Origin of the sequence: Bacillus sp. L75 (assembly GCF_003676355.1) — a bacterium.
In the GTDB taxonomy this organism is placed as follows: domain Bacteria; phylum Bacillota; class Bacilli; order Bacillales; family Bacillaceae; genus Bacillus; species Bacillus velezensis.
Window position 1 is genome coordinate 368,559 of sequence record NZ_ML064903.1, and the last position, 23,576, is coordinate 392,134.

At 47.0% G+C, this 23,576-nt stretch carries 29 protein-coding genes and 1 riboswitch; of the genes, 26 read left to right on the forward strand and 3 right to left on the reverse strand.

The genetic code is table 11. The features are described 5' to 3' along the window. Positions 1-19: 19 nt before the first annotated feature. Positions 20-120: riboswitch (glycine riboswitch) on the forward strand. A 178-nt stretch (positions 121-298) separates the two neighbouring features. Genes gcvT through gcvPB form a run of 3 tightly spaced genes read left to right on the forward strand, consistent with a single transcriptional unit; the run spans position 299 to position 4,228 of the window. Further along, positions 299-1,399: a glycine cleavage system aminomethyltransferase GcvT gene (gene gcvT, locus D5S11_RS08100; RefSeq protein ID WP_032866432.1), complete on the forward strand. Its 1,101-nt coding sequence runs from the start codon at positions 299-301 to the stop codon at positions 1,397-1,399. A gap of 14 nt (positions 1,400-1,413) precedes the next feature. Beyond that, positions 1,414-2,760: an aminomethyl-transferring glycine dehydrogenase subunit GcvPA gene (gene gcvPA, locus D5S11_RS08105; protein WP_072589379.1), complete on the forward strand. Its 1,347-nt coding sequence runs from the start codon at positions 1,414-1,416 to the stop codon at positions 2,758-2,760. Then, the gene (gcvPB, locus tag D5S11_RS08110) at positions 2,753-4,228 is read left to right on the forward strand and encodes an aminomethyl-transferring glycine dehydrogenase subunit GcvPB (RefSeq protein ID WP_085342187.1); all 1,476 of its coding nucleotides are present in this window, start codon (positions 2,753-2,755) and stop codon (positions 4,226-4,228) included. The genes gcvPA and gcvPB overlap by 8 nt, the downstream gene beginning before the upstream one ends. 53 nt (positions 4,229-4,281) lie before the next feature. Here the strand turns inward: gcvPB and D5S11_RS08115 are convergent, their stop codons facing one another. Then, the gene (locus tag D5S11_RS08115; protein ID WP_007408335.1) at positions 4,282-4,662 is read right to left on the reverse strand and encodes a rhodanese-like domain-containing protein; all 381 of its coding nucleotides are present in this window, start codon (positions 4,660-4,662) and stop codon (positions 4,282-4,284) included. Positions 4,663-4,855: 193 nt separating this feature from the next. On the opposite strand from D5S11_RS08115, the gene D5S11_RS08120 reads away from it, so the two are divergent. The 3 genes from D5S11_RS08120 (at position 4,856) to D5S11_RS08130 (ending at position 7,210) form a co-directional block, all read left to right on the forward strand. After that, complete coding sequence (locus tag D5S11_RS08120) at positions 4,856-5,692, forward strand: lipoate--protein ligase family protein (protein ID WP_015240200.1); 837 nt, start codon at positions 4,856-4,858, stop codon at positions 5,690-5,692. A 99-nt stretch (positions 5,693-5,791) separates the two neighbouring features. Then, positions 5,792-6,220 carry a transcriptional regulator MntR gene (mntR, locus tag D5S11_RS08125; RefSeq protein WP_007408338.1) on the forward strand — a complete coding sequence of 143 codons (429 nt, stop codon included), beginning with the start codon at positions 5,792-5,794 and terminating at the stop codon, positions 6,218-6,220. A 114-nt stretch (positions 6,221-6,334) separates the two neighbouring features. Continuing rightward, positions 6,335-7,210 carry a patatin-like phospholipase family protein gene (locus tag D5S11_RS08130; protein WP_053573201.1) on the forward strand — a complete coding sequence of 292 codons (876 nt, stop codon included), beginning with the start codon at positions 6,335-6,337 and terminating at the stop codon, positions 7,208-7,210. On the opposite strand, the gene D5S11_RS08135 is transcribed toward D5S11_RS08130, so the two are convergent. Together D5S11_RS08135 and D5S11_RS08140 are read right to left on the reverse strand one after the other, a co-directional pair. Further along, positions 7,207-7,602, reverse strand: coding sequence for an SA1362 family protein (locus D5S11_RS08135; RefSeq protein WP_007408340.1), 396 nt, complete (start codon positions 7,600-7,602; stop codon positions 7,207-7,209). The genes D5S11_RS08130 and D5S11_RS08135 overlap by 4 nt on opposite strands. Positions 7,603-7,636: 34 nt before the next feature. Further along, a complete protein-coding gene (locus D5S11_RS08140; protein WP_007408341.1) occupies positions 7,637-8,593 on the reverse strand; it encodes a DUF1385 domain-containing protein in 957 nt (318 codons plus the stop codon). 221 nt (positions 8,594-8,814) lie between these two features. Between D5S11_RS08140 and D5S11_RS08145 the strand changes: the two genes are divergently transcribed. From D5S11_RS08145 to D5S11_RS08240, 20 genes are all read left to right on the forward strand, one after another. Next, entirely contained in the window at positions 8,815-9,345 is a 531-nt protein-coding gene (locus D5S11_RS08145; protein WP_003153121.1) for a YqhR family membrane protein, read from the forward strand. Positions 9,346-9,476: 131 nt separating this feature from the next. After that, positions 9,477-10,538, forward strand: a complete 1,062-nt coding sequence (locus D5S11_RS08150) for a M24 family metallopeptidase (RefSeq protein WP_108724824.1) — start codon at positions 9,477-9,479, stop codon at positions 10,536-10,538. Positions 10,539-10,562: 24 nt separating this feature from the next. Beyond that, the gene (gene efp / locus D5S11_RS08155) at positions 10,563-11,120 is read left to right on the forward strand and encodes an elongation factor P (protein ID WP_003153123.1); all 558 of its coding nucleotides are present in this window, start codon (positions 10,563-10,565) and stop codon (positions 11,118-11,120) included. 145 nt (positions 11,121-11,265) lie between these two features. After that, positions 11,266-11,547, forward strand: coding sequence for a YqhV family protein (locus D5S11_RS08160; protein ID WP_003153124.1), 282 nt, complete (start codon positions 11,266-11,268; stop codon positions 11,545-11,547). 77 nt (positions 11,548-11,624) lie between these two features. After that, complete coding sequence (spoIIIAA, locus tag D5S11_RS08165; RefSeq protein ID WP_007408342.1) at positions 11,625-12,548, forward strand: stage III sporulation protein AA; 924 nt, start codon at positions 11,625-11,627, stop codon at positions 12,546-12,548. Beyond that, a complete protein-coding gene (gene spoIIIAB / locus D5S11_RS08170; protein ID WP_007408343.1) occupies positions 12,542-13,057 on the forward strand; it encodes a stage III sporulation protein SpoIIIAB in 516 nt (171 codons plus the stop codon). Before spoIIIAA ends, spoIIIAB begins: the two co-directional genes overlap by 7 nt. 22 nt (positions 13,058-13,079) lie before the next feature. Next, a complete protein-coding gene (gene spoIIIAC / locus D5S11_RS08175; RefSeq protein ID WP_003153142.1) occupies positions 13,080-13,286 on the forward strand; it encodes a stage III sporulation protein AC in 207 nt (68 codons plus the stop codon). Positions 13,287-13,298: 12 nt separating this feature from the next. Continuing rightward, the gene (gene spoIIIAD, locus D5S11_RS08180) at positions 13,299-13,688 is read left to right on the forward strand and encodes a stage III sporulation protein AD (RefSeq protein ID WP_071392571.1); all 390 of its coding nucleotides are present in this window, start codon (positions 13,299-13,301) and stop codon (positions 13,686-13,688) included. 34 nt (positions 13,689-13,722) lie between these two features. Then, complete coding sequence (spoIIIAE, locus tag D5S11_RS08185) at positions 13,723-14,931, forward strand: stage III sporulation protein AE (protein WP_108724825.1); 1,209 nt, start codon at positions 13,723-13,725, stop codon at positions 14,929-14,931. Between the two features lie 16 nt (positions 14,932-14,947). Next, positions 14,948-15,568 carry a stage III sporulation protein AF gene (gene spoIIIAF / locus D5S11_RS08190; RefSeq protein WP_003153146.1) on the forward strand — a complete coding sequence of 207 codons (621 nt, stop codon included), beginning with the start codon at positions 14,948-14,950 and terminating at the stop codon, positions 15,566-15,568. After that, positions 15,561-16,253, forward strand: coding sequence for a stage III sporulation protein AG (gene spoIIIAG / locus D5S11_RS08195; RefSeq protein ID WP_007408345.1), 693 nt, complete (start codon positions 15,561-15,563; stop codon positions 16,251-16,253). Before spoIIIAF ends, spoIIIAG begins: the two co-directional genes overlap by 8 nt. Before the next feature lie 3 nt (positions 16,254-16,256). Then, entirely contained in the window at positions 16,257-16,907 is a 651-nt protein-coding gene (locus tag D5S11_RS08200; protein ID WP_007408346.1) for a SpoIIIAH-like family protein, read from the forward strand. Between the two features lie 153 nt (positions 16,908-17,060). After that, positions 17,061-17,540: an acetyl-CoA carboxylase biotin carboxyl carrier protein gene (gene accB, locus D5S11_RS08205; RefSeq protein ID WP_007408347.1), complete on the forward strand. Its 480-nt coding sequence runs from the start codon at positions 17,061-17,063 to the stop codon at positions 17,538-17,540. A gap of 14 nt (positions 17,541-17,554) precedes the next feature. Next, a complete protein-coding gene (accC, locus tag D5S11_RS08210; RefSeq protein WP_007408348.1) occupies positions 17,555-18,907 on the forward strand; it encodes an acetyl-CoA carboxylase biotin carboxylase subunit in 1,353 nt (450 codons plus the stop codon). Positions 18,908-18,928: 21 nt separating this feature from the next. Then, positions 18,929-19,336 (forward strand): Asp23/Gls24 family envelope stress response protein, encoded by a 408-nt coding sequence (locus D5S11_RS08215; RefSeq protein ID WP_003153156.1) that lies wholly within the window; start codon positions 18,929-18,931, stop codon positions 19,334-19,336. 263 nt (positions 19,337-19,599) lie between these two features. After that, entirely contained in the window at positions 19,600-19,992 is a 393-nt protein-coding gene (nusB, locus tag D5S11_RS08220; RefSeq protein ID WP_007408349.1) for a transcription antitermination factor NusB, read from the forward strand. A gap of 11 nt (positions 19,993-20,003) precedes the next feature. Then, a complete protein-coding gene (gene folD / locus D5S11_RS08225) occupies positions 20,004-20,855 on the forward strand; it encodes a bifunctional methylenetetrahydrofolate dehydrogenase/methenyltetrahydrofolate cyclohydrolase FolD (protein WP_007408350.1) in 852 nt (283 codons plus the stop codon). Positions 20,856-20,978: 123 nt separating this feature from the next. Next, a complete protein-coding gene (xseA, locus tag D5S11_RS08230) occupies positions 20,979-22,322 on the forward strand; it encodes an exodeoxyribonuclease VII large subunit (RefSeq protein ID WP_007408351.1) in 1,344 nt (447 codons plus the stop codon). Continuing rightward, a complete protein-coding gene (locus D5S11_RS08235) occupies positions 22,322-22,576 on the forward strand; it encodes an exodeoxyribonuclease VII small subunit (protein WP_007408352.1) in 255 nt (84 codons plus the stop codon). Before xseA ends, D5S11_RS08235 begins: the two co-directional genes overlap by 1 nt. After that, positions 22,566-23,456 (forward strand): polyprenyl synthetase family protein, encoded by an 891-nt coding sequence (locus D5S11_RS08240; RefSeq protein ID WP_007408353.1) that lies wholly within the window; start codon positions 22,566-22,568, stop codon positions 23,454-23,456. Before D5S11_RS08235 ends, D5S11_RS08240 begins: the two co-directional genes overlap by 11 nt. The last annotated feature ends 120 nt before the right edge of the window (positions 23,457-23,576 follow it).

Consider the following 23,576-nt stretch of genomic DNA (forward strand, 5'->3'; position numbering starts at 1 on the left):
AATTGGTAAATATGAGCGAATGACAGCAAGGGGAGAGACTCGGACGAAAGATGGGCGTCCGGGCGCCGAAGGAGCAAACTGCGGAGTGAATCTCTCAGGCAAAAGAACTCTTGCTCGACGCAACTCTGGAGAGTGTCTGCACTTAGAAGCAGCAGACCACCAAAGGGGACGTCTTTATGATATGTTCATAAAGTAAACTTTCAGGTGCCGGGACAGAGAAACCTTCATTTTCATGAGGTGTTTCTCTGTCCTTTTTTATATGTTTTTACAATGCGCCAATGACTGAAGGGGGAAGATGATGCTGAAACGAACACCGCTTTATGACGTGTATAAAGAATACGGCGGAAAAACGATTGATTTTGGAGGATGGGAGCTGCCGGTTCAATTTTCTTCTATTAAAGAGGAGCATGAAGCCGTCCGCACAAAAGCGGGCCTGTTTGATGTGTCTCATATGGGGGAAGTCGAAGTATCCGGTAAAGACGCCCTGTCTTTTCTGCAAAAAATGATGACAAATGACGTTGCCGATTTAAAGCCGGGAAACGCGCTTTATACCGCCATGTGTTATCCTGACGGCGGTACGGTCGATGACTTGCTGATCTATCAGAAAAGCGAGAGCTGCTATCTGCTCGTGATTAACGCGTCTAATATTGAAAAAGACATCGCCTGGCTGACGGAACATGCGGAAGGCGATGTCACGCTGACGAATCAGTCTGACGGGATTTCACTGCTTGCTGTTCAGGGGCCGAATGCTCAGTCGGTTCTTACGAAGCTGACTGAATGTGATTTGTCCTCCTTAAAGCCGTTTACATTTATTGATGGGGCGGACGTTGCCGGACGACAAGTCCTGCTTTCAAGAACAGGCTATACCGGTGAAGACGGATTTGAGTTATATTGCCGCAATGAAGATGCGGTTCATCTATTTAAGGAGATACTTGCAGCGGGAGAGCATGAAGGCCTCGTTCCGTGCGGCCTCGGCGCCCGTGATACGCTGAGATTTGAAGCGAAGCTTGCTTTATACGGTCAGGAATTGACGAAAGATATTACACCGATTGAAGCCGGAATCGGATTTGCCGTGAAACACAAGAAAGATTCCGATTTTTTCGGGAAGTCTGTATTGCGCGAACAAAAAGAAAAAGGAGCCCCGCGAAAGCTGGTCGGACTTGAGATGATTGAAAAAGGGATTCCGAGACACGGGTACGCCGTGAAAAAAGACGGTGTTCCGATCGGTGAAATCACGACAGGCACGCAATCTCCGACTTTAAAGAAAAATATCGGCCTTGCCTTAATCAAAACGGAATTCAGTGAAGTCGGAACGGAAGTAGAAGTGGAAATCCGTAAAAAAACGGTAAAAGCGAAGATTGTCCGCACACCGTTTTATAAACGTCCAAAACAGAGCTGAAAAAGGAGAGTCATATGAAGCATCGATATTTGCCCGCGACAGAACAGGATAAAAAAGAAATGCTGAAAGCCATCGGCGCAGAAACAATTGATGAACTGTTTGCCGATATTCCGGAAAATGTACGGTTTCAAAAAGACTACCAAATTAAAAAAGCAAAATCAGAAACAGAGCTGACGAGAGAGCTGACGAAGCTTGCGGCGAAAAATAAAGACGCTGTTACATATGCATCTTTTCTGGGTGCAGGAGTGTACGATCACTACCAGCCGGTTATCGTCGATCATGTGATATCCCGATCAGAGTTTTACACGGCATATACGCCTTACCAGCCTGAAATCTCACAAGGAGAGCTGCAGGCGATTTTTGAATTTCAAACGATGATCTGTGAATTAACGGGAATGGATATCGCAAACTCCTCTATGTACGACGGGGGAACGGCGCTGGCGGAAGCGGCGATGCTTGCGTCGGGACATACGAAAAAGAAAAAAATCGTCATTTCCGCAGCCGTTCATCCGGAATCGCGGGATGTTTTGAAAACATACGCAAAGGGCCAATATATTGAGGTTGTAGAGGTGCCCGCGAAAAACGGCGTCACAGATCTTGAAGCATTGGAACATGCCGTTTGTGATGAAACGGCCGCCGTGATCGTCCAGTATCCGAACTTCTTTGGACAAATCGAGCCGTTAAAGGACATTGAGCCGCTCGCACATAAAGGAAACAGCCAGCTGATTGTTTCTTCAAACCCGCTCGCGCTCGGTATTTTGAGACCGCCCGGGGCATACGGAGCTGATATCGTCGTCGGGGACGCGCAGCCTTTCGGCATACCTGCGGCGTTCGGCGGCCCGCACTGCGGCTATTTTGCAGTAACGAAAAAACTGATGAGAAAGGTGCCGGGCCGGCTTGTCGGCCAAACGGAGGATGAAAACGGGCGAAGAGGTTTTGTTCTCACTCTTCAGGCGCGCGAGCAGCATATCAGAAGAGACAAAGCCACGTCTAACATTTGTTCAAATCAGGCGCTGAATGCTTTAGCGGCTTCAGCCGCGATGACGGCGCTCGGAAAAAACGGCGTCAAAGACATGGCCCGCCAAAATATATTGAAAGCTGATTACGCGAGACGCCAAGCGGAAAAAGCCGGCTTGCACGTAGCATTTGACGGCCCGATATTTAATGAATTTGCCGTCAGGCTGAATCTTCCCGTCAAGGAAGCAAACCGGCGGCTCCTGCAAGACGGCATAATCGGCGGATATGACTTAGGCCTTGCGTATCCGGAACTGAATCAGCATATGCTCATTGCCGTCACAGAGCTGAGAACAAAAGAAGAGATCGATTCGCTTATTGCGGGATTGGGGGATCAACATGAATAATCAAGATCAGGCGCTTATTTTTGAAATGTCCCGCGAAGGGCGTATCGGTTACAGCCTTCCGGAGCTTGATGTGCCGGAAAAAGAGCTTGAAAGCCTTCTTCCCGGTGACTATATCCGCGATGAAGACGCAAAGCTGCCGGAAGTATCCGAGCTCGATATTATGCGGCATTATACCGCTCTTTCTAAGAGGAACCACGGAGTTGATTCAGGCTTTTATCCGCTCGGCTCCTGTACGATGAAATACAATCCGAAATTAAATGAAAAAATTGCCCGGATCGCAGGTTTTTCCGCCATTCATCCGCTTCAGGACGAGGGCACGGTTCAGGGGGCGCTTGAGCTTTTATACGATTTAAGCGGGCACTTGGAGGAGATTACGGGCATGGACGAGGTGACGCTGCAGCCTGCGGCGGGCGCTCACGGCGAATGGACCGGCCTGATGATGATCCGCGCCTACCACGAAGCACGGGGAGACTTCGGACGGACGAAGGTGATTGTCCCTGATTCAGCCCACGGTACGAATCCGGCATCCGCCACGGTCGCCGGTTTTGAAACGATTACCGTTAAGTCAAATGAGCACGGACTGGTTGACATTGAAGATTTGAAAAGAGCGGTAAACGAAGAAACAGCGGCGCTGATGCTGACGAATCCGAACACCCTCGGGTTATTTGAGGAAAACATTACGGAAATGGCTGAAATCGTCCATCAGGCCGGCGGAAAGCTTTATTATGACGGAGCGAATTTAAATGCCGTTTTAAGTAAAGCAAGACCGGGAGATATGGGATTTGACGTCGTTCACCTTAATCTGCATAAAACATTTACCGGGCCGCACGGCGGGGGAGGACCGGGTTCAGGTCCGGTCGGAGTGAAAAAAGAATTCATTCCGTATCTGCCGAAACCCGTTCTCACGAAAAAAGAGGGGCGTTTGACTTTTGACTATGACCGGCCGCAGTCGATCGGGCGTGTAAAACCTTATTACGGCAACTTCGGCATTAATGTCAGAGCCTACACGTATATCCGTTCCATGGGGCCTGACGGCTTAAAAGCTGTGACCGAAAACGCGGTTTTAAATGCAAATTATATGATGAGAAGACTCGCGCCTTATTATGATCTCCCGTATGACCGTCATTGCAAGCATGAATTTGTGTTATCGGGAAGAAGGCAGAAAAAGCTCGGCGTACGAACGCTTGATATTGCCAAACGGCTTTTAGACTTCGGCTATCATCCGCCGACTGTGTATTTTCCCCTCAATGTTGAAGAAAGCATCATGATCGAACCGACGGAAACGGAATCAAAGGAAACGCTAGATGCGTTTATAGATGCCATGATTCAAATTGCGCGGGAAGCGGAGGAATCGCCTGAAATCGTTCAGGAGGCGCCGCATACAACAGTTGTCAAAAGAATGGATGAAACCAAGGCGGCAAGAAAGCCCGTTTTAAAATACGAACGTACACTTGACGGCAGCCGCTGACACGGTGTAAAAAAAAAGAGCTGTCCGTTTTATACGGAAGCTCTTTTTTATGATTAGTTTTTTGCTTTAATTTTTCCGCCCCATTTTTTAAATCCGCCTTTCAGGTTGTAAATATCTTTACAGCCGTGTTTGCGGAGCGTCTGTGCCGCGCGTCCGCTGCGGACATTGTTTTGGCAGTACAGATAAACGGGTTTATCAGGACGGATTTCACTTTTGCGCTGTTTCAGCTGTGACAGCGGAATGTTGCGCGCGCCGAGAATATGGCCGCCTTCAAATTCATTCGGTTCACGGACGTCAATCAGCTGCGCTTTTCTGTAGCCCGCGCGGAATTCCTCTTCCGTAAGTGTTTTCATTAAACGCTGCTGGTAAAAATACGACACGATCATATAAACGATAAACGCCGCAACAATAATTAAAGCAATCATATTAGACAATGCGATTCTACTCCTTTAGCTTATAAAATCAAAGCCCCGCTTCCTGAAAACAAGGCTTACCGGACGTTTTGGGACAAATACTATTATAGTAAAGCATGAAGCGATTGTCATCCTTAATGAAACGAAATATTTTTCATTTTCAAGGCAGTTTGTTAAACTGATTTTATTAAAACGATAAAGAAGGGTTCAGTGTATGGAAAAAGAAACATGGCGGTTTATTGACTCAGGGAATGAAAGCCCGGCATTTAACATGGCGCTGGATGAAGCGCTTTTATATTGGCACAGCCAAAAAAAAATTCCTCCGGTGATCCGTTTTTACGGCTGGAATCCGGCAACTTTGTCTGTCGGGTATTTTCAAAATATTAAGAAGGAAATTAACTTTGACGCAGTACATAAACACGGCCTCGGGTTTGTCAGAAGACCGACAGGCGGACGGGGTGTTCTGCATGATAAAGAATTGACATACAGCGTAATCGTTTCAGAGGATCACCCGGAAATGCCGGCCACGGTGACAGAGGCGTACCGGGTGATTTCAGAAGGTATTCTGCAGGGATTCAGAAACCTTGGACTTGATGCCTACTTTGCGATTCCGCGAACAGAGAAAGAAAAAGAAAGCTTGAAAAATCCGCGCTCGTCCGTCTGCTTTGATGCACCTTCGTGGTATGAACTGGTCGTCGAAGGACGGAAAGTTGCCGGAAGCGCACAGACACGCCAAAAAGGCGTCATTCTTCAGCACGGTTCCATCCTGCTTGACATTGATGAGGATAAGCTGTTTGATCTGTTTTTATATCCGAGCGACAGAGTCCGTGAGCGCATGCAGCGGAATTTCAAAAACAAAGCGGTAGCCATCAACGCCTTAGCGCCGAAACGGGTAACGATGGATGAGGCCAGAATCGCTTTTAAAGCCGGTTTTGAGGAAGGGCTGAACATTCATCTTGAGCCTTACACACTCACGTCTGAAGAGCTTGCATTTGTCAATGAGCTGGCTGAGACGAAATACGCGTCTGATGAATGGAATTATAAGCGCTGATAAGGCTTGACAGACCGGAAGCATCCTTGTTTTTTCATGACCGTTAGTGTAAACTTGTAATGGTTTATAAAGTTAAGGTGCTTTTTGGGAGGGTTACTTATGACAACACCAAGTATGGAAGATTATATTGAACAGATTTATATGCTGATAGAAGAAAAAGGATATGCACGGGTTTCTGATATCGCGGAAGCTTTGGCAGTCCACCCCTCCTCTGTAACGAAAATGGTTCAAAAACTAGATAAAGACGAGTATTTGATTTATGAAAAATATCGCGGGCTCGTATTGACGTCAAAAGGCAAAAAGATCGGCAAACGGCTCGTATACAGACACGAATTGCTTGAGCAGTTTTTAAGAATCATTGGTGTTGATGAAGAGAAGATTTACAATGATGTTGAAGGAATCGAACATCATCTTAGCTGGAACAGCATTGACCGCATCGGCGACCTCGTTCAGTATTTCGAAGATGACGAAAGCCGGAAAAAAGAATTGAAATCCGTACAGAAAAAAACCGAAAATCCCGGTGAATAAAGGGCAGCCCGAAATGGGGCGCCCTTTTTTTAATGTCTTCATTCTTTGGTCTATTTCGCCCAGCCGTTTCTTAAAATAATAATACACCTTGAGATGGAAGGGAGAGGGCGCGCTATGCAGATTGACGGCGTATTTTCGGGCGGGGGGATAAAAGGGGTGGCGCTTGCCGGCGCTTATGAAGCGCTGGAAGAAAAGGGCTTTCGCTTTGAAAGGCTCGCCGGAACAAGCGCCGGCGCAATTATTGCCGCATTTATCGCTGCGGGCTATACGAGCAGAGAGGTTCATTCCATCATAGATGAGGTGGACGGAAGGCAATTGCTTGATCAGAGATACTCATTCCTCCCGCTGAAAATCCTGCGGTGGGTGTCGATATATTGGCGCCTCGGACTATACAGAGGCGATATGCTGGAAAAATGGATTGCGGATAAATTAAAAGCGAAGGGCATCATCGCGTTCGGCGATTTGAAAAAAGGCTCGCTCCGTCTCATCGCTTCAGATCTGACGAACGGAACGATGATCGTGCTTCCTGACGATCTTCCCCGCTACGGATTAAATCCGGAGATGTTCCCGGTTGCCAGAGCCGTCAGAATGAGCTGCAGCATTCCTTATTTTTTTGAACCGATAAAACTGAAGACAGAAAAAGGCACCTCAACGGTTGTTGACGGCGGCGTGTTAAGCAATTTCCCGATTTGGCTGTATTCAAAAGAACGCAAACGGCCGGTCGTCGGAATTTCGCTTTCGCCCAACGAAAAAGAGCGCCCGAAAAAATCAATCCGCAACGCTTTTGAGCTGTTCGGGGCTTTGTTTGAAACGATGAAAGACGCTCATGATGCCAGGCATATCGCGACAAAGTACGAACAAAATATTATTTTTATTCCGGTGGAACATGTGATGGCGACGGAGTTTCATCTCACACCGCAAAAAAAACTAGCTCTCATTGAGCTAGGAAAAAGCAGAACAGAGCAATTTTTGAAGCAATGGAGCTATTAAAAAAGCGCTCTGTTTTTCTTTTTATTCTTTTTGCCTTCTATGACGGTAAGCTGGGTCTGGCTTTTTTTCTTAAGAATCATCGGCTTCGGTCTGCTGCTGCTCGGCACGCTACGCAAATGGCTGACCCGGCCTCTGTGTCCGGCGCGGTGCTTCGCTTTTTGCTCCTTCATTCGGAGCCGCGATTGTCTGGCCGCTTTTCTGAAAGCGGTTCCGTCACGGCCGGTGCGGCGGTTCAGGACCGTCCTCACGATAAAATAAATAATGATGCCTGCGATAATAACGGTGATCGCTCTTGAAATCATTTGCCCGGGGTTGGTTACCGCCGCATAAATGAAACCGAATGCGCCAAGCGCTATCAATACAGCAAAAAAAGGTTGTACACGATGATTCATAACTGCCCACCTCCAAAATAATAACGGTAACGGTTCAGATTACGTTGTGAGACGGTTTTTCGCTCTGTTCTGAAATGTCTTCCAGTCTGAGAAGCTCGTTAAAGCTTTCTATGGCAACCTCGACCTGGTCATCCGCCGGTTCCTTTGTCGTTAAAAGCTGCAGCCACAGGCCGGGATAACCGAGCACTTTCAAAACGGGGATATTCCGCACTCTGTTCGTCAGCTGGAGTACTTCAAAGGAGATGCCGAGAACGACCGGTATAAGCGCAATCCTGTCTAAAATCCGCACCCAAAGCGGATCTGTCGGAACGAGTAAATAGATGAACATGCCGACAATGATCGTAAATAAAATAAAGCTTGAACCGCAACGGTAATGAAGCCGTGACTGTTTCTGAACATTTTCTATTGTAATTGGCAAATTCTGTTCATAACAGTTTATGACCTTATGTTCGGCTCCATGATATTGAAACACTCTTTTAATTAACGGCGTCATTGATAAAAAATAAATGTAGCCGAGAAGCAGAATAAGCTTAAACAGACTTTCGATTCCGATCTGCGCGGCGTCTGAGGAAAATACGGGCCTTACAAGCTCCGCTAAGAAGACCGGGACGAGCGTAAAAACGAATTTGCTGAACAAAAACGACAGAACGCCGATCACCGCCAGGCTGAAAAACATCGATAAGCCCGAACCTTTCTTATCTTCCTGCTCCAGCTTTGCGTCATCTTGAGGATCAAGCCCGTAACGTTCGCTGGAAAAGTTTAAATGCTTTGTGCCGTTGGCGCTCGCCTCAATGATGGCGACGATTCCCCGCAAAAAAGGAATCTTTTTTAAAGCCGAAAGCTTGGCGTTCGGCACTCTCGGAAGCTTGAAAAAATCAATGCTTCCGTCATTCCTGCGGATGGCGGTAACATAATTTTTTCTGCCGCCGAACATGACCCCTTCAACGACAGCCTGCCCGCCGTAAGCAGGGGGCGTTTTTTGTTTGGACATTGTTTATCAACCTGCCTGTTTTTTTAGGATTTACTAACCATTTCCTTTCACTCTATTGTACAGGAAACCGCGGTAAACCTCTAGTTAGACAGCCGGAAAATCAATGCTTTTTCTACATGCAGTATACCCCGTTTCTTTAGATTTTACTCATTGAATGAAAATATGGCGCAGCTTTTTATGACTTTTCAATTTTGGGGCAGTCTATGACTGGAGGTGCCATGATGACAAGCGAAAAACATTCAGAACAGGAAGAAAAAAAGAAGCAGGATGATGATCAGCAGCCTGTTTCATTTACCGGCAGAATTTGCGGTATCGGATTTGCCGGCGGTGTATTTTGGAGTTTGATCGGCTATCTCGGGTATGTCTTTCATTTTTCAGAGATCAGCCCCAACATGATTCTTCAGCCGTTTATGATCGGAGAATGGAAAAAACAATGGCTCGGCACGATGGTCAGCATCGTTGTCATCGGATTCATTTCAATTGCCGGGGCGTTTATTTATTTCGTCTGCCTGAAACGTTTTAAAACCATGTGGCCGGGGATGGTGTACGGCGTCATTTTATGGTGTGCGGTTTTTTTCTTATTCAATCCGATTTTCGAAGATGTGAAATCCGTCACTGAATTGAAATCAGATACAATCGTGACGACGCTTTGCCTTTACATTCTGTACGGTTTGTTTGTCGGCTACTCAATTTCCTTCAACTACAATGAACTTACGTCAGACAAGCTTGCAAGGGCGCTTGGCAACAAGTGAATAAGTGTATAATCCCTGTCCGGTATGGTAAAATGTTCACGAGAAGTGAACATTTTTTATGCTGAAAACCGGGCGGGGATGCTCCCGCGTTGTCAGGCGGCAGTCAAGAATCGGCGAGGAGGAGAAAGGGAATGAAACTTGAGAAATTGCGAAATCTTTTCGGTCAGCTGGATATAGACGGAATGTTGGTGACAAGCTCCGCCAATCTGCAGTATATGACGGGATTTACGGGTTCGTCAGGCCTTGCGGTCATATCGAAAGAACGTGCGGCATTTATCACGGATTTCCGTTACACCGAGCAGGCGAAGACGCAAGTGAAGGGTTTTGACATTATCGAGCACGGCGGAAGCTTAATCCAAACGGCTGCGGATACGATTCTTGAGTACGGCATTAAAAAACTCGGCTTCGAGCAAAACAGCATGACGTACGGAACATATGCATCCTACCAAGCGGTGCTGCAGGAAGCGGAGATGGTTCCCGTCGCGGATTCCGTTGAAAAGTTGCGCTTGATTAAGTCAAGTGAAGAGATTAAGATATTAGAGGAAGCTGCGAAGATTGCGGATGATGCGTTTGAACATATTCTGACGTTTATCAAACCGGGCATCTCAGAGATTTCAGTTGCAAACGAGCTTGAATTTTATATGAGACGTCAAGGAGCAGACGGCTCTTCCTTTGATATGATCGTCGCCTCGGGAGTCAGATCCAGCCTTCCCCACGGAGTGGCAAGCGGCAAATTGATTGAAAAGGGAGACTTGGTCACGCTCGATTTCGGCGCTTATTATAAAAGCTATTGTTCTGATATCACACGCACCGTCGCGGTCGGAGAGCCAAGTGATAAACTGAAAGAGATTTATCAGGTCGTATACGATGCCCAAGCGCTTGGTGTCCTGCATATTAAACCCGGCATGACGGGAAAAGAAGCGGACGCCCTGACGAGGGATCACATCACTGCAAAAGGCTACGGACAGTATTTCGGCCATTCGACAGGACACGGGTTCGGAATGGAAGTCCATGAATCACCGGGGCTGTCTTTCAGGTCATCGGCCGTTCTTGAGCCGGGCATGGCGGTAACGGTTGAGCCGGGCATATACATACCGGAAGTTGGGGGCGCAAGAATCGAAGATGATATCATCATCACTGACGACGGCAACCGGACAATTACGCATTCCCCTAAAGAATTAATTATTTTGTGATCGGAATATAGGAGGACATCAAACATGATTTCAGTTAACGATTTTCGTACAGGACTAACGATTGAAGTAGACGGCGGCATTTGGCGCGTCGTTGACTTCCAGCACGTAAAGCCGGGAAAAGGAGCGGCATTTGTCCGTTCTAAATTGCGTAACCTCCGCACGGGCGCTATTCAGGAGAAAACATTCCGTGCAGGTGAAAAAGTCGCGAAAGCTCAAATCGAAACAAAAACGATGCAGTATCTTTATGCCAACGGCGATCAGCACGTGTTCATGGATACAAGCTCATATGAACAGCTTGAATTGAACGAAAACCAAATCGAAGAAGAATTGAAATATCTTCTGGAAAATATGTCTGTGCACATCATGATGTATCAGTCTGAAACGCTCGGTATTGAACTGCCGAACACAGTTGAACTGAAAGTTGTTGAAACAGAGCCGGGAATTAAAGGCGACACGGCGTCAGGCGGCACAAAACCTGCCAAAACGGAAACAGGCCTTGTCGTAAACGTACCGTTTTTCGTGAACGAAGGCGATACGCTGGTTGTAAATACATCAGACGGCTCTTACGTGTCAAGAGCGTAGTCAAAGAAATTCGGAGTCTGCTCCTTTTACGGGGCAGGCTTTTTTTGCGTTCTGCCTGAATCTTTCTTCTATATGAAAATAGTGAGACTACTTCCGTCAGCTAGAGCATATAGTGTAACAAAATGCTTGAAGTTGGGGGATTGCAATGAAATTTTTGTTTGGTTCAATCAATTCTACTGTTTTAACGATGGCCGGTTTACGAGTTTTGTCCTCGCTCATTGAATTATCGGCCGCTATTATCATGCTTTTGACAAACGACATCAGAAAGGCGGTTGTGGTGAATAGTATTTTGGCAATCGTCGGCCCGCTGATCTTTATCATCACAATGACGATCGGCATTTATCAGATTGCCGGACAGCTCTCATATGCAAAATTAATATTGATTTTTGCGGGAGTGGTGCTGATTTTGGCCGGTGTGCATAAATAGAGGGCCGGGGTGTCATAAAGTCTGTCCCGGATCATACATTTTAAAGAAGCCAATCGGTAAAAAAGGAGGAGACTCTATTGAATGAGATTACAGAGGTTCTCCCTGAATTATTGAGAGATGCCATCTCCGCTGTGCCCGAAGAAGCGAGACGGGATACAGAAGAAATCAGAATCCGCGTCGACAGGCCGGTTGAACTGATCCAAAAAGGACAACCTTTGTATTTGTCATATGTCTGTACGGCCGGCGACGCACAGCTGATCCTCAGCCGGCTCAGCAATTACAGTATGTACACGCTGGAAGAAGAGCTGAAAAAAGGATATATCACAATCAGAGGAGGCCACCGTGTGGGGCTGGCCGGAAGAGTCATCGTCGAAAACGGAGCCGTCAAAGGACTCCGGGATATTACTTCTTTTAATATCCGAATCGCCCGGGAGAAGCTGGGAATCGCAGAACCGCTCATTCCTTTCTTATGGAAAGAAAACTGGCTGAATACGCTGATCATCGGTCCTCCGCAAACGGGGAAAACGACCTTGCTTCGTGATTTGGCCCGGCTTTCCAGCACCGGATCAAAACGCATTCCCGCAAAAAAGACAGGTATCGTAGATGAACGTTCGGAAATTGCCGGCTGCCTGCGGGGCATTCCCCAGCACAGTTTCGGCCGCAGAATCGATGTCCTTGATGCCTGTCCGAAGGCGGAAGGGCTGATGATGATGATTCGCTCTATGAGTCCTGATGTCATAATTGTGGATGAAATCGGGAGAATGGAAGACTCACAAGCGCTGCTGGAGGCGCTCCATGCGGGCGTATCCGTTATCGTATCTGCGCACGGGTGGAATATGAAAGACTTGGTAAAGAGGCCGTCGCTGAAAATGCTTTGGGAGGAAAACGTGTTTGACCGGTATGTTGAACTGTCAAGGCGCCGCGGTCCGGGAACGATCAGCAGGATGTACGGAAAGGACGGGGAACCTGTTCCGCATGCTGAAAGCGTGATGACATGCTGAAGCTTTTGGGTGCCGTGTTTATTCTGACAGCGACGACTTGGACCGGATTTGAGATCGCCAAAATGTATATAGAAAGGCCGAGGCAGATCCGTCAGCTGCGCGCGGCGCTCCAATCGCTTGAAGCGGAAATCATGTTCGGGCATACACCGCTGCATACCGCCTCGGGACAAATTGCCGCACAGCTTTCCAAACCTGTATCGTTATTGTTTCAAGCTTTCAGCAGAAGGCTTGAGCAGGGAAGCGATTCCGCCAAAACGGCTTGGGAACAGAGCTTGAAACATAATTGGTCGTCCATGGCGATGAAAAAAAGCGAATATGATGTGCTGAAGCAATTCGGAGAGACGCTCGGGCTCCATGACCGTGTTTCTCAGCAGAAACATATCAAGCTTGCGCTTACACATTTGGAAGCGGCGGAAGCGGATGCCGGACGGGCGCAGGCGAAAAATGAAAAAATGGTGAAAAGCTTAGGATTTTTAGCCGGACTGTTACTCATTCTTCTATTGATGTAAACATGAGGGGAGCAAACATAAAATGGGAGTCGACGTAAATGTCATTTTTCAAATCGCCGGAGTCGGTATCGTGGTTGCGTTTCTGCACACCATACTTGATCAAATGGGAAAAAAAGAATACGCCCAGTGGGTGACGCTGCTTGGCTTTATCTATATTTTATTTATGGTGGCGACGATTGTCGATGACCTGTTCAAAAAGATCAAAGCTGTGTTTCTATTCCAAGGATAGGGGGGCTTACAGATTGAGATTGTTCAAATTGTAGGTTTAGGCCTGATCGCCACATTTCTCTCCCTGATCGTAAAAGAACAGAAACCGACTTTCGCGTTTATGATTGTCGTCTTCAGCGGCTGCGTGATCTTTCTTTATCTCATCGACCAGATTTACGACATTATCAGAATGATAGAAAAAATAGCCGTCAATGCAAATGTCAATATGGTCTATGTGGAAACCATTTTAAAAATTATCGGCATCGCCTACATCGCTGAATTCGGAGCGCAGCTTACAAAGGATGCGGGCCAGGGAGCGATTGCTTCGAAAATAGAGCTGGCCGGAAAAATTTTGATACTGGTAATGGCCGTGCCGATACTCACCGTCATTATTGAAACGATTCTCGGACTTATTCCTTCTTGATTATAAATAAAATGGAAAGGGGGGGGCACAAAAAATGAAGCGCTTTCGGTGGGCGGGAGCTTTTTTGTTCATCCTCTTATTTTTTCAGACTGAATGTGTACAAGCTGCCGGAACAGACGGTGCGTCGCAGGAAACCGCAGTTCACCAAGAATCCGCTGATGAAGTGGCGAAAAAGCAGGCCGAAGCGCTGAAAACAGAAGGCATCGGAAAGTTTTGGGACGACATCATGACAGAATACGGCGGTCTTCTGCCTGAAAGCCAAAAGGGAAGCATCGTCGACTTTATTAACGGAGAAAAAACGTTCTCGCCGGAGGCATGGCTGAAGGCTTTATTTTCATACGTGTTTCATGAAGTGCTCGCAAACGGAAAGCTTCTGGGAACTTTGATTCTTCTCACCATTTTTTGTGTCATTCTGCAGCTCCTGCAAAATGCGTTCCAGCAGAGCACCGTCAGCAAAGTGGCTTATGCAATCGTCTACATGGTGCTGATTATTCTCGCTTTAAACAGCTTTCATGTTGCCGTTAATTATGCCAGTGAAGCGATCCAGACGATGACAAGCTTCATTCTCGCGCTCATCCCGCTTTTACTTGCGCTTTTGGCGTCTTCCGGGGGAGCCGTTTCCGCAGCTTTTTTTCACCCCGTTATTTTATTTCTGATGAATACGAGCGGCCTTCTCATTCAAAACATCGTCATGCCGCTTATCTTCCTGTCAGCGATTTTAAGCATCGTCAGCACGATGACGGATCAATATAAAGTCACGCAGCTTGCCAATCTGCTCAGAAATATCGCGATCGGCGCGCTTGCCGTATTTCTCACCGTGTTTCTCGGCGTCATCTCCGTACAGGGGGCTTCGGCTGCCGTGACGGACGGGATTACTCTCAGGACTGCAAAATTTATAACAGGCAATTTTATTCCCGTGCTCGGCCGGATGTTTACGGATGCGACGGATACGGTCATCAGCGCCTCGCTCCTATTAAAAAACACCGTGGGAATCCTCGGAGTCGGAATTTTGATCTGCATCTCCGCGTTTCCGGCGATCAAAGTGCTCTCGCTCGCTTTTATTTATAAGCTCGCGGCCGCTATTCTGCAGCCGCTCGGAGGCGGGCCCGTCATTACGTGCCTCGGCGTCATCAGCAGAAGCGTACTGTATATTTTCGCGGCGCTCGCCATCGTCTCTCTCATGTTTTTCCTCAGCATCACAGTCATTATTACAGCAGGCAACCTCACCATGATGATGAAATAAAGGAGGCCCATTGGATATGAGCTTTTTAACAGAATGGCTGACAAGCATTATTTTATTTATCTTATTCGCCATCGTCATCGACATGCTGCTGCCCAGCTCCAGTATGCAAAAATACGCAAAGATGGTTGTCAGTCTGCTGTTAATCATTGTCATGCTCAACCCGATATTCAAACTTTTCAAAACAGACCCGGAAATCATCTTCGATTATTTGACAAAACAAGAGCAATCTCAATCCGCTGATATAAAAAATCAAATTAAATCAGAAAAAAAAGAAATACAAGCATCAAACCGCGCATATGTTTTAGAAGAAATGGCTGTCCAACTAAAAAAGAAAGCGGAGGAGATGTTCAGTCATGACGAATACAAAATAGACGACATCCGCCTTACAGCGGAAGAACAGGTTCGTTCAGAAGAAGATGTAAAAACGATCAGCGTGTATATGGCCCCATCTTCTGAAAAAACCGTGCAAACCGTCGCACCGATCGACATCCGCACAGACCGCAAATACGAACCGGAAGGCGCAGCCGACAAAAAAGAGGCCGCAGACATCAAAGAAAAACTTGCGGATATATGGGAAATCGGCAGTGAGAAAATTACGGTTTATATGGAAGGCGGGGAGAAAAACGGCCATGAATAAAAACGGACTATGGACCATACTCAAAAAACAGCTGATGATCGGACAGGCGAAAGACGGAGAAAAACCAAAACTGACAAAATATCATTACTTTCTGTTCGTGTTTGTGCTCGGGGTATCTTTTATGCTGGTGAGCCAGCTGTTCTCTTCACCGGAGAATACCGGGAAGGACCAAGCGGTGCAGACCGTCATGTCCGGCCGAACGGAAGACAAAAGCGGGCAAAAAAGCGCACCCGTTTTTAAGGCATCGAAAGACGGCAGCGCAAAAACCACGATCGATGATTACGAAAGAGACTATGAAAACCAGCTGAAAGAAATCCTTGAAACGATTATCGGCGTGGAGGATGTCTCAATTGTCGTAAACGTAGACGCAACATCTTTGAAAGTGTTTGAGAAAAATAAAACGAAAAAAGACACCACCACTGAAGAAACCGATAAAGAAGGCGGCAAAAGAAGCGTAACCGATCAAACCTCTGAAGAACAAATTGTCATGATTCGAAACGGGGACCAGGAAACCCCGGTCGTCGTCCAGACGAAAAAGCCCGATATCCGCGGTGTACTCGTTGTCGCTCAGGGAGTGGACAACGTTCAAATAAAAAAAACCATCATTGATGCCGTCACAAGGGTGCTCGATGTTCCGAGCTATCGTGTAGCGGTTGCCCCTAAAAAAATCAAGGAGGATTCATAAATCATGCTGAAAAAACAAACGGTTTGGCTTTTAACAATGCTCAGTCTCGTCGTGGTATTAAGTGTTTATTATATTATGTCGCCGGAAAGCAAAAATGCCGTGCAGATGAAAAGCGAAAAAAGCAGCGGAGAAGTCGCCACTGAAAAAACGCCGGCTCCTGAAACGAAAGATAAGAGCGGAAGCGGCACGGAAAAAGAAGACGGCACAAAAGGAACGAAAGATTCTAAAGGCACAAAAGAGGATAAAGAAACATCAGCCGAAGCTTCGGACAAAGACGGATCGGTCGCCACAGAAACAGCTGATGAAAACTTATTTACCGCATACCGCATGGAGCTTGAAGACGCGAGAAGCAAAGAAAGGGAACAGTTAAACAGCATTGTTTCAAGCGATGATGCGACCGCAAAGGAAAAAAGCGAAGCCTACGATAAAATGACGGCGCTGAGCAATGCTGAAGGGACGGAAAAACAGCTGGAAACGCTGATTAAAACACAAGGCTACAAAGATGCGCTCGTGGATGCTGAAGGAGACAAAATCAACATTACCGTCATGTCTGACAAACATTCAAACGCAAAAGCTTCCGCTATCATTGACCTGGTGGAAAAAGAAATCAAGACGATGAAAGACGTCGCCGTCACGTTTGAACCGACAAAATAAGAGACCTGAACCGCCCGCACCCGCTGCGGGCTTTTCTGATGTCATTTTAGATCAGTGTTGAATTTACACAAGCGCTCCTGTAAGATAAACATAGTATGTACTTTTAGTAGCAACCCATAAATTTCTATTTTTTATACATAGGAGTGGAAACTGATGTTAAAAATCAACGAAATTCATGAACTGATAAAAAGAATCGATGAATCTTCCATCGACGAATTTGTTTACGAAATTGAAGGCGTAAGCCTCAAACTGAAAAAAAATGAAGCGCCGGCAGTGAATGTAACGGGACAAGCCCAAGCCGTTCCCGCCGCTTACGCACCTGCTCCGCAGGCTGCAAAACCGGAAGCGAGTGAAGCCGCTCCTGCTCAGGAAGCGCCGAAACAAGACGAAAACCTGCACAAAATTACGTCTCCGATGGTCGGAACGTTTTATGCTTCTTCATCGCCGGAAGCCGGCCCTTACGTAAACCAAGGTTCAAAAGTGAGCGAAAATACAGTTGTTTGTATCGTAGAAGCAATGAAACTCTTTAACGAGATTGAAGCCGAAGTAAAAGGAGAAATCGTTGAAGTGTTAGTTGAAAACGGCCAGCTGGTCGAATACGGACAACCTCTATTTCTTGTAAAAGCTGAGTAAGGAGACCTGCTATTATGATTAAAAAGCTATTGATCGCCAACCGAGGAGAAATCGCCGTCAGAATCATCCGGGCCTGCAAAGAGCTGGGCATTGAAACTGTAGCCGTTTATTCTGAGGCAGATAAAGACGCCCTGCATGTCCAAATGGCCGATGAGGCTTTTTGTATCGGGCCGAAAACATCAAAAGAAAGCTATTTAAATGTAACGAACATCGTCAGCGTCGCAAAGCTGACCGGCACGGATGCGATTCATCCGGGATACGGGTTTTTAGCTGAAAACGCCGACTTTGCCGAGCTGTGCGAAGAATTAAACGTAACGTTTGTCGGCCCTACGGCTGACGCCATTTCAAAAATGGGAACAAAAGATATCGCCCGCGACACGATGCAGCTGGCGGGCGTGCCGATTGTGCCCGGTTCAAAAGGAATCATAAAAAATACGGAAGAAGCGGTTTCGCTTGCAGGTGAAATTGGGTATCCTGTCATTATAAAAGCCACTGCGGGCGGAGGCGGAAAAGGCATCCGGGTCGCACGCACAGAAGAAGAATTGATCAAAGGCATTGAGATTACCCAGCAGGAAGCCGCTACGGCATTCGGAAATCCGGGTGTGTACATCGAGAAGTACATAGAAGATTTCCGCCATGTTGAAATTCAGGTGCTTGCGGATAATTACGGAAACACGATCCATCTCGGAGAGCGTGACTGTTCTATCCAAAGACGTCTGCAAAAACTTCTTGAAGAGTCACCGTCACCTGCGCTTGATTCTGAAATCAGGGAGCAGATGGGTGAAGCAGCGGTAAAAGCAGCGAAGGCCGTCGGTTACACGGGAGCCGGCACAGTAGAATTCATCTATGACTACAGAGAACAGCGCTACTACTTCATGGAGATGAACACGCGTATTCAAGTAGAGCACCCTGTCACAGAAATGGTGACGGGAACGGATCTGATCAAAGAACAGATCAAAGTGGCATCCGGACAGGAGCTTTCGCTCAGACAGGAAGATGTTGAATTTAACGGCTGGGCGATTGAATGCCGCATCAACGCTGAAAACCCTGCGAAAAACTTCATGCCTTCACCCGGTAAAATTAACATGTACCTGCCGCCGGGCGGACTCGGTGTACGCGTGGATTCAGCCGCATATCCCGGCTACTCGATCCCGCCGTACTATGACAGTATGATTGCTAAAGTCATCACATACGGAACAACGCGTGATGAGGCAGTCGCACGGATGAAACGCGCGCTGAGCGAATTCGTGATTGAAGGTATTGAAACGACGATTCCGTTCCATTTGAAACTGCTTGAACACGAAACATTTGTCAGCGGAGAGTTTAATACAAAGTTTTTAGAAACATATGATGTAATGGGCTCATAATTTTTGCGGGAGGTGAATTGAATGGAAGACAACAGTGTGCTTAAAATGGATCATGATGAGGCTCATTTAGGCAAGGTTGAAATTGCTCCTGAGGTCATTGAAGTCATTGCCGGCATCGCCGCTTCCGAAGTTGAAGGAGTTGCTGAAATGCGCGGCAATTTCGCCACGGGCGTCGTAGAACGCTTCGGCAAAATCAATCACGGCAAAGGCGTAAAGGTCGATTTAGCCGATGACGGGATTACCATCGACGTCTATTGCGTCGTTCAATTCGGGATCTCGATCCCGAAAGTGGCGGCAAGCGTTCAGGAGAATATCCGCCAAACCTTATTAAACATGACGTCTCTGACCATTAATGAAATCAATATTCATATCGTCGGCATTCAATTTGACACGAAAGCCCAAGAAGTCGAAATCGACGAAGAAATGTAATGAGCGTATAAAAACCAAGGGGATGGGCAGCCCTTTGGTTTTTTATACGTTTCCCGTCATTTCAGGCATGAAGAAAGCCGGCTTACAAACGGCAGCCGAGTTTCTTCATGCTGTGAAATCCGAATGAAATTAATGCGTTTTGTGAAAATATTCGGCATTAGGGTAAAAAACCTAAATTTCGACATGCGATTGAGAAAAAAATATGTTATGATCTCTTTAAGCTTAACGACAAGCGGATAAAGCGGATCTGAAGGAGAAAGAAAATGAAAAGAAGAACAGCTAGAGAAAAAGCTTTGCAGGCACTTTTTCAGATTGATGTCAGCGATATTGCACCGAACGATGCCATTGAGCACGCGCTTGATGGTGAAAAAACAGATGCCTTCTTTGAACAGCTGGTGTACGGAGTGATCGAACATCAGGTTCAGCTTGATGAAATGATTTCCGGCCATCTCGTCAATTGGAAGCTTGACCGGATTGCAAACGTAGACCGCGCGATCCTGCGTCTGGCGGTGTATGAAATGGTTTATTCTGACGACATTCCTGCTAACGTGTCATTAAACGAAGCAATCGAGCTGGCAAAACGGTTCGGCGACGATAAAGCTGCAAAATTCGTAAACGGGGTTCTTTCTAACATTAAAACTGATATCGAATCATAGGAGGAAAGAAAATGACTGCAACAATCATCGACGGAAAAGAAACGGCTAAAGAAAAACGCGAACAATTGGCAAAAGAAGTAGAAGAGCTGAAAGCACAAGGCGTAGTGCCTGGCTTGGCGGTCATTTTAATCGGAGACGATCCCGCTTCTGTTTCATATGTGACAGGCAAGAAAAAAGCCGCTGAAACAATGGGAATGAAATTTAAGCTTGACCGCTTTGACTCAAGCTTAACCGAGGCGGAGCTTTTAACAGTGATTGATCAGTATAATCAAAATCCGGAATTCCACGGCATTCTCGTCCAGCTGCCGCTCCCGGATCATATTTCTGAAAAAGCCGTAATCGAGCGGATCTCCCCTGATAAGGATGTTGACGGTTTCCACCCTCTCAACGTCGGGAAAATGCTGCTTGGCGAAGATACATTTCTTCCATGCACGCCGCACGGAATTGTCGAGTTATTGAAAAAGACGAACGTAGATCTTTCCGGCAAAGAAGTTGTTGTAGTCGGACGAAGCAATATTGTCGGTAAACCGGTCGGCCAGCTGCTGCTGAACGAAAACGCGACCGTCACATATTGCCATTCCCGGACGAAAAATATGTCTGAGCATACGAAAAAAGCAGATATTCTTGTGGTAGCGGTCGGTAAAGCGAACTTCATCAAAGCCGATCAAATCAAAGAGGGCGCCATTGTCATTGATGTCGGCGTCAACCGTCTCGAAAGCGGAAAACTTTGCGGAGACGTTCAGTTTGATGAAGCGAAAGAAAAAGCATCTTTCATTACGCCGGTGCCGGGCGGAGTAGGTCCGATGACCATCACAATGCTTGCGCATAATACTGTTAAATCTGCCAGACGTACGTTATCATAGATAACCGGAGACAGTCACAAAAAGTGTGACAATGAGCACGATACCCGCTTCTTAAGGCTCCTTTCAGCCAGAGCGGGTTTTCTTAGTTTAGGGCAAAAAGCCTTTATGAAAGGAGTGCAGGATGTGAGTGAAGCGGCATATGTCACGGTTTCCGCGCTGACCAAATACATTAAACGAAAATTCGATGTGGACCCTCATCTTGAAGACATTTGGATTAAGGGTGAGCTCTCCAATGTTAAAATTCATACGAGAGGCCACATCTATTTTACATTAAAAGATGAGCATGCCCGCATGCAGGCCGTCATGTTTCAGAGGCAAAGTTCGAGGCTTGCGTTTAAGCCAGAAGACGGAATGAAGGTCATCGTAAGAGGCGGCATCTCCGTCTATGAACCGAGCGGAAGCTATCAGCTGTACGCGAAAGAAATGCAGCCGGACGGTGTGGGGGCGCTCTACTTAGCATATGAAGAATTAAAGAAAAAACTTGCCGGCGAAGGGTTGTTTGATGACCGGCATAAGCAGGCCATCCCCGCTTTTCCGGCCACGATCGGGGTCGTCACGTCACCGACGGGAGCAGCCGTCAGAGACGTCATTACCACACTCAAAAGAAGATACCCCCTTGTGAAAGTCATTGTGCTTCCCGCGCTCGTTCAAGGTGAAAATGCCAGCAGATCGATTGTGAAGCGCATTGAAGAAGCCAATGCACAAAAAATGTGTGACGTCCTGATCGTCGGAAGGGGAGGGGGCTCGATCGAAGAATTGTGGGCATTTAACGAAGAAATCGTGGCCCGGGCGATTTTTGCTTCCGCCATTCCGATTATATCAGCCGTCGGACATGAAACAGATTTTACAATCAGTGATTTCGTCGCAGATATCCGGGCGGCAACGCCGACAGGAGCGGCAGAAATCGCCGTCCCCCACACGACGGACTTAATGGAACGGACAAAAACGGCGGAAGTCCGCCTGACAAGAGCGATGCAGCAGCATATCAGCAAGAAAAAAGAACGGGTTCAATCGCTCCAGTCATCCTACGCGTTCCGTTTTCCGAAACGATTGTATACCCAAAAAGAACAGCAGTTTGACCTTTTGTATCAGCAGTTCCAATCACAGCTCACGGGGCTTACGGACAGGAAACAAAGGCAGCTGGAGCGGAATACGTACAGATTAACGGCGCTCCACCCTGAAACCCAGCTGAAACAGGCGAAAAAACGGTACGAGGAGCGCTCAAATCAGCTCGCCCGAAGCATGAATGTCCAGCTGAAGCAGCTTCATTCGCAGTTTCAGACGGTTCTTGGTAAACTGAATGCATTAAGTCCGCTTCAGGTGATGGAGAGAGGATACAGCCTGGCCTATAAAGACAAAGAGCTGATCAAAAGCGTTGATCAAGTGGAACAAAATGATACGCTAGAAGTAAAGATGACAGACGGCGTTCTGACGTGTGAAGTATTGCAAAAGAGAGGCGAACGATAATGACAGAAACCAAAAAAAGTGAAGAGCTGACATTTGAAGAGGCGATGAAAGGCCTTGAAGGCATTGTGGCAAAGCTTGAAGAAGGAGACGTGCCGCTGGAGCAGGCGATTAATTATTTTCAGGAAGGGATGGCCCTTTCAAAAATGTGCCATGAAAAGCTTCAGCATGTTGAAAAGCAAATGGACTTTATTTTAAAAGATAACGGCGAACTTGCACCTTTCAGCGTTCAGGAGGAAGACGAAGGTGACAAATAAACTGGACGCATTTTTAGCATCGCGCAAACAACTGATTGAACAGCAGCTTTCTTTGTATACAGAACGGCTTGCGATGCCGGAAACCCTCAAAAAATCTATGCTGTATTCTTTGGAAGCGGGCGGAAAGAGGCTGCGCCCCCTCGTCGTCTTAGCCGTTCTGAATGCTTACGGAAAAGATGAAAAAGACGGGATTCCGGTCGGATGCGCTGTCGAAATGATTCATACGTATTCTTTAATCCATGATGATCTGCCTTGCATGGACGATGATGATCTGCGCCGGGGAAAGCCCACAAACCATAAAGTCTTCGGAGAAGCGGCAGCCGTATTGGCCGGAGACGGGCTTCTGACAGAAAGCTTTAAACTGATCACATCTCATGTGTCTGAGGCGGTTTCAGCAGAAAAACGGCTCCGTCTCGTCGATGAGCTGATCAGCGCGGCGGGAACGGAAGGAATGGTCGGCGGACAGGCTGCCGACATGGAAGCGGAACAAAAGCGGATAACGCTTGAGGAGCTGGAATCCATCCACGAGCGGAAAACGGCCAAGCTCCTCGGTTTTTCCGTGACGGCGGGCGCCATTTTGGCAGATGCGCCGGAGGATGAAGTCGAAAAGCTCCGTCTGTTCAGCAGCCATATCGGCATCGGATTCCAAATCAGAGACGACATCCTTGATATTGAAGGGCATGAGGAGAGGATCGGCAAACCGGTCGGCTCAGACACGTCGAATGAAAAGTCAACGTATCCGTCGCTTTTAACGCTTGAAGGCGCGAAAGAAAAGCTTGCGTATCATATAAGCGAGGCGAAACAGATCATCAGCGGCCTTTCTCTTCAGAAAGAATTGCTGCATGACCTCTGTGATTTAATCGCGGCGAGAGATCATTAAAAACGGTCCTGATTTGAAGGGGCTGCCGCTCCTATGGTAAAATGTAAGCAGTTTCGATGAAAATACAAAGGGAGTCTTTTTCTTTTTTCAAAAAGACACTGTTTAATTTGCAGAAATTCA

Excerpts from the sequence above, each read along its gene's own strand:
- gcvT (WP_032866432.1), top strand. The coding sequence starts at position 299 with ATGCTGAAACGAACACCGCTTTATGACGTGTATAAAGAATACGGCGGA.
- gcvPA (WP_072589379.1), top strand. The coding sequence starts at position 1,414 with ATGAAGCATCGATATTTGCCCGCGACAGAACAGGATAAAAAAGAAATG.
- gcvPB (WP_085342187.1), top strand. The coding sequence starts at position 2,753 with ATGAATAATCAAGATCAGGCGCTTATTTTTGAAATGTCCCGCGAAGGG.
- D5S11_RS08120 (WP_015240200.1), top strand. The coding sequence starts at position 4,856 with ATGGAAAAAGAAACATGGCGGTTTATTGACTCAGGGAATGAAAGCCCG.
- mntR (WP_007408338.1), top strand. The coding sequence starts at position 5,792 with ATGACAACACCAAGTATGGAAGATTATATTGAACAGATTTATATGCTG.
- D5S11_RS08130 (WP_053573201.1), top strand. The coding sequence starts at position 6,335 with ATGCAGATTGACGGCGTATTTTCGGGCGGGGGGATAAAAGGGGTGGCG.
- D5S11_RS08135 (WP_007408340.1), bottom strand. The coding sequence starts at position 7,602 with ATGAATCATCGTGTACAACCTTTTTTTGCTGTATTGATAGCGCTTGGC.
- D5S11_RS08140 (WP_007408341.1), bottom strand. The coding sequence starts at position 8,593 with ATGTCCAAACAAAAAACGCCCCCTGCTTACGGCGGGCAGGCTGTCGTT.
- D5S11_RS08145 (WP_003153121.1), top strand. The coding sequence starts at position 8,815 with ATGACAAGCGAAAAACATTCAGAACAGGAAGAAAAAAAGAAGCAGGAT.
- D5S11_RS08150 (WP_108724824.1), top strand. The coding sequence starts at position 9,477 with ATGAAACTTGAGAAATTGCGAAATCTTTTCGGTCAGCTGGATATAGAC.
- efp (WP_003153123.1), top strand. The coding sequence starts at position 10,563 with ATGATTTCAGTTAACGATTTTCGTACAGGACTAACGATTGAAGTAGAC.
- D5S11_RS08160 (WP_003153124.1), top strand. The coding sequence starts at position 11,266 with ATGAAATTTTTGTTTGGTTCAATCAATTCTACTGTTTTAACGATGGCC.
- spoIIIAB (WP_007408343.1), top strand. The coding sequence starts at position 12,542 with ATGCTGAAGCTTTTGGGTGCCGTGTTTATTCTGACAGCGACGACTTGG.
- spoIIIAC (WP_003153142.1), top strand. The coding sequence starts at position 13,080 with ATGGGAGTCGACGTAAATGTCATTTTTCAAATCGCCGGAGTCGGTATC.
- spoIIIAE (WP_108724825.1), top strand. The coding sequence starts at position 13,723 with ATGAAGCGCTTTCGGTGGGCGGGAGCTTTTTTGTTCATCCTCTTATTT.
- spoIIIAF (WP_003153146.1), top strand. The coding sequence starts at position 14,948 with ATGAGCTTTTTAACAGAATGGCTGACAAGCATTATTTTATTTATCTTA.
- spoIIIAG (WP_007408345.1), top strand. The coding sequence starts at position 15,561 with ATGAATAAAAACGGACTATGGACCATACTCAAAAAACAGCTGATGATC.
- D5S11_RS08200 (WP_007408346.1), top strand. The coding sequence starts at position 16,257 with ATGCTGAAAAAACAAACGGTTTGGCTTTTAACAATGCTCAGTCTCGTC.
- accB (WP_007408347.1), top strand. The coding sequence starts at position 17,061 with ATGTTAAAAATCAACGAAATTCATGAACTGATAAAAAGAATCGATGAA.
- accC (WP_007408348.1), top strand. The coding sequence starts at position 17,555 with ATGATTAAAAAGCTATTGATCGCCAACCGAGGAGAAATCGCCGTCAGA.
- D5S11_RS08215 (WP_003153156.1), top strand. The coding sequence starts at position 18,929 with ATGGAAGACAACAGTGTGCTTAAAATGGATCATGATGAGGCTCATTTA.
- nusB (WP_007408349.1), top strand. The coding sequence starts at position 19,600 with ATGAAAAGAAGAACAGCTAGAGAAAAAGCTTTGCAGGCACTTTTTCAG.
- folD (WP_007408350.1), top strand. The coding sequence starts at position 20,004 with ATGACTGCAACAATCATCGACGGAAAAGAAACGGCTAAAGAAAAACGC.
- D5S11_RS08235 (WP_007408352.1), top strand. The coding sequence starts at position 22,322 with ATGACAGAAACCAAAAAAAGTGAAGAGCTGACATTTGAAGAGGCGATG.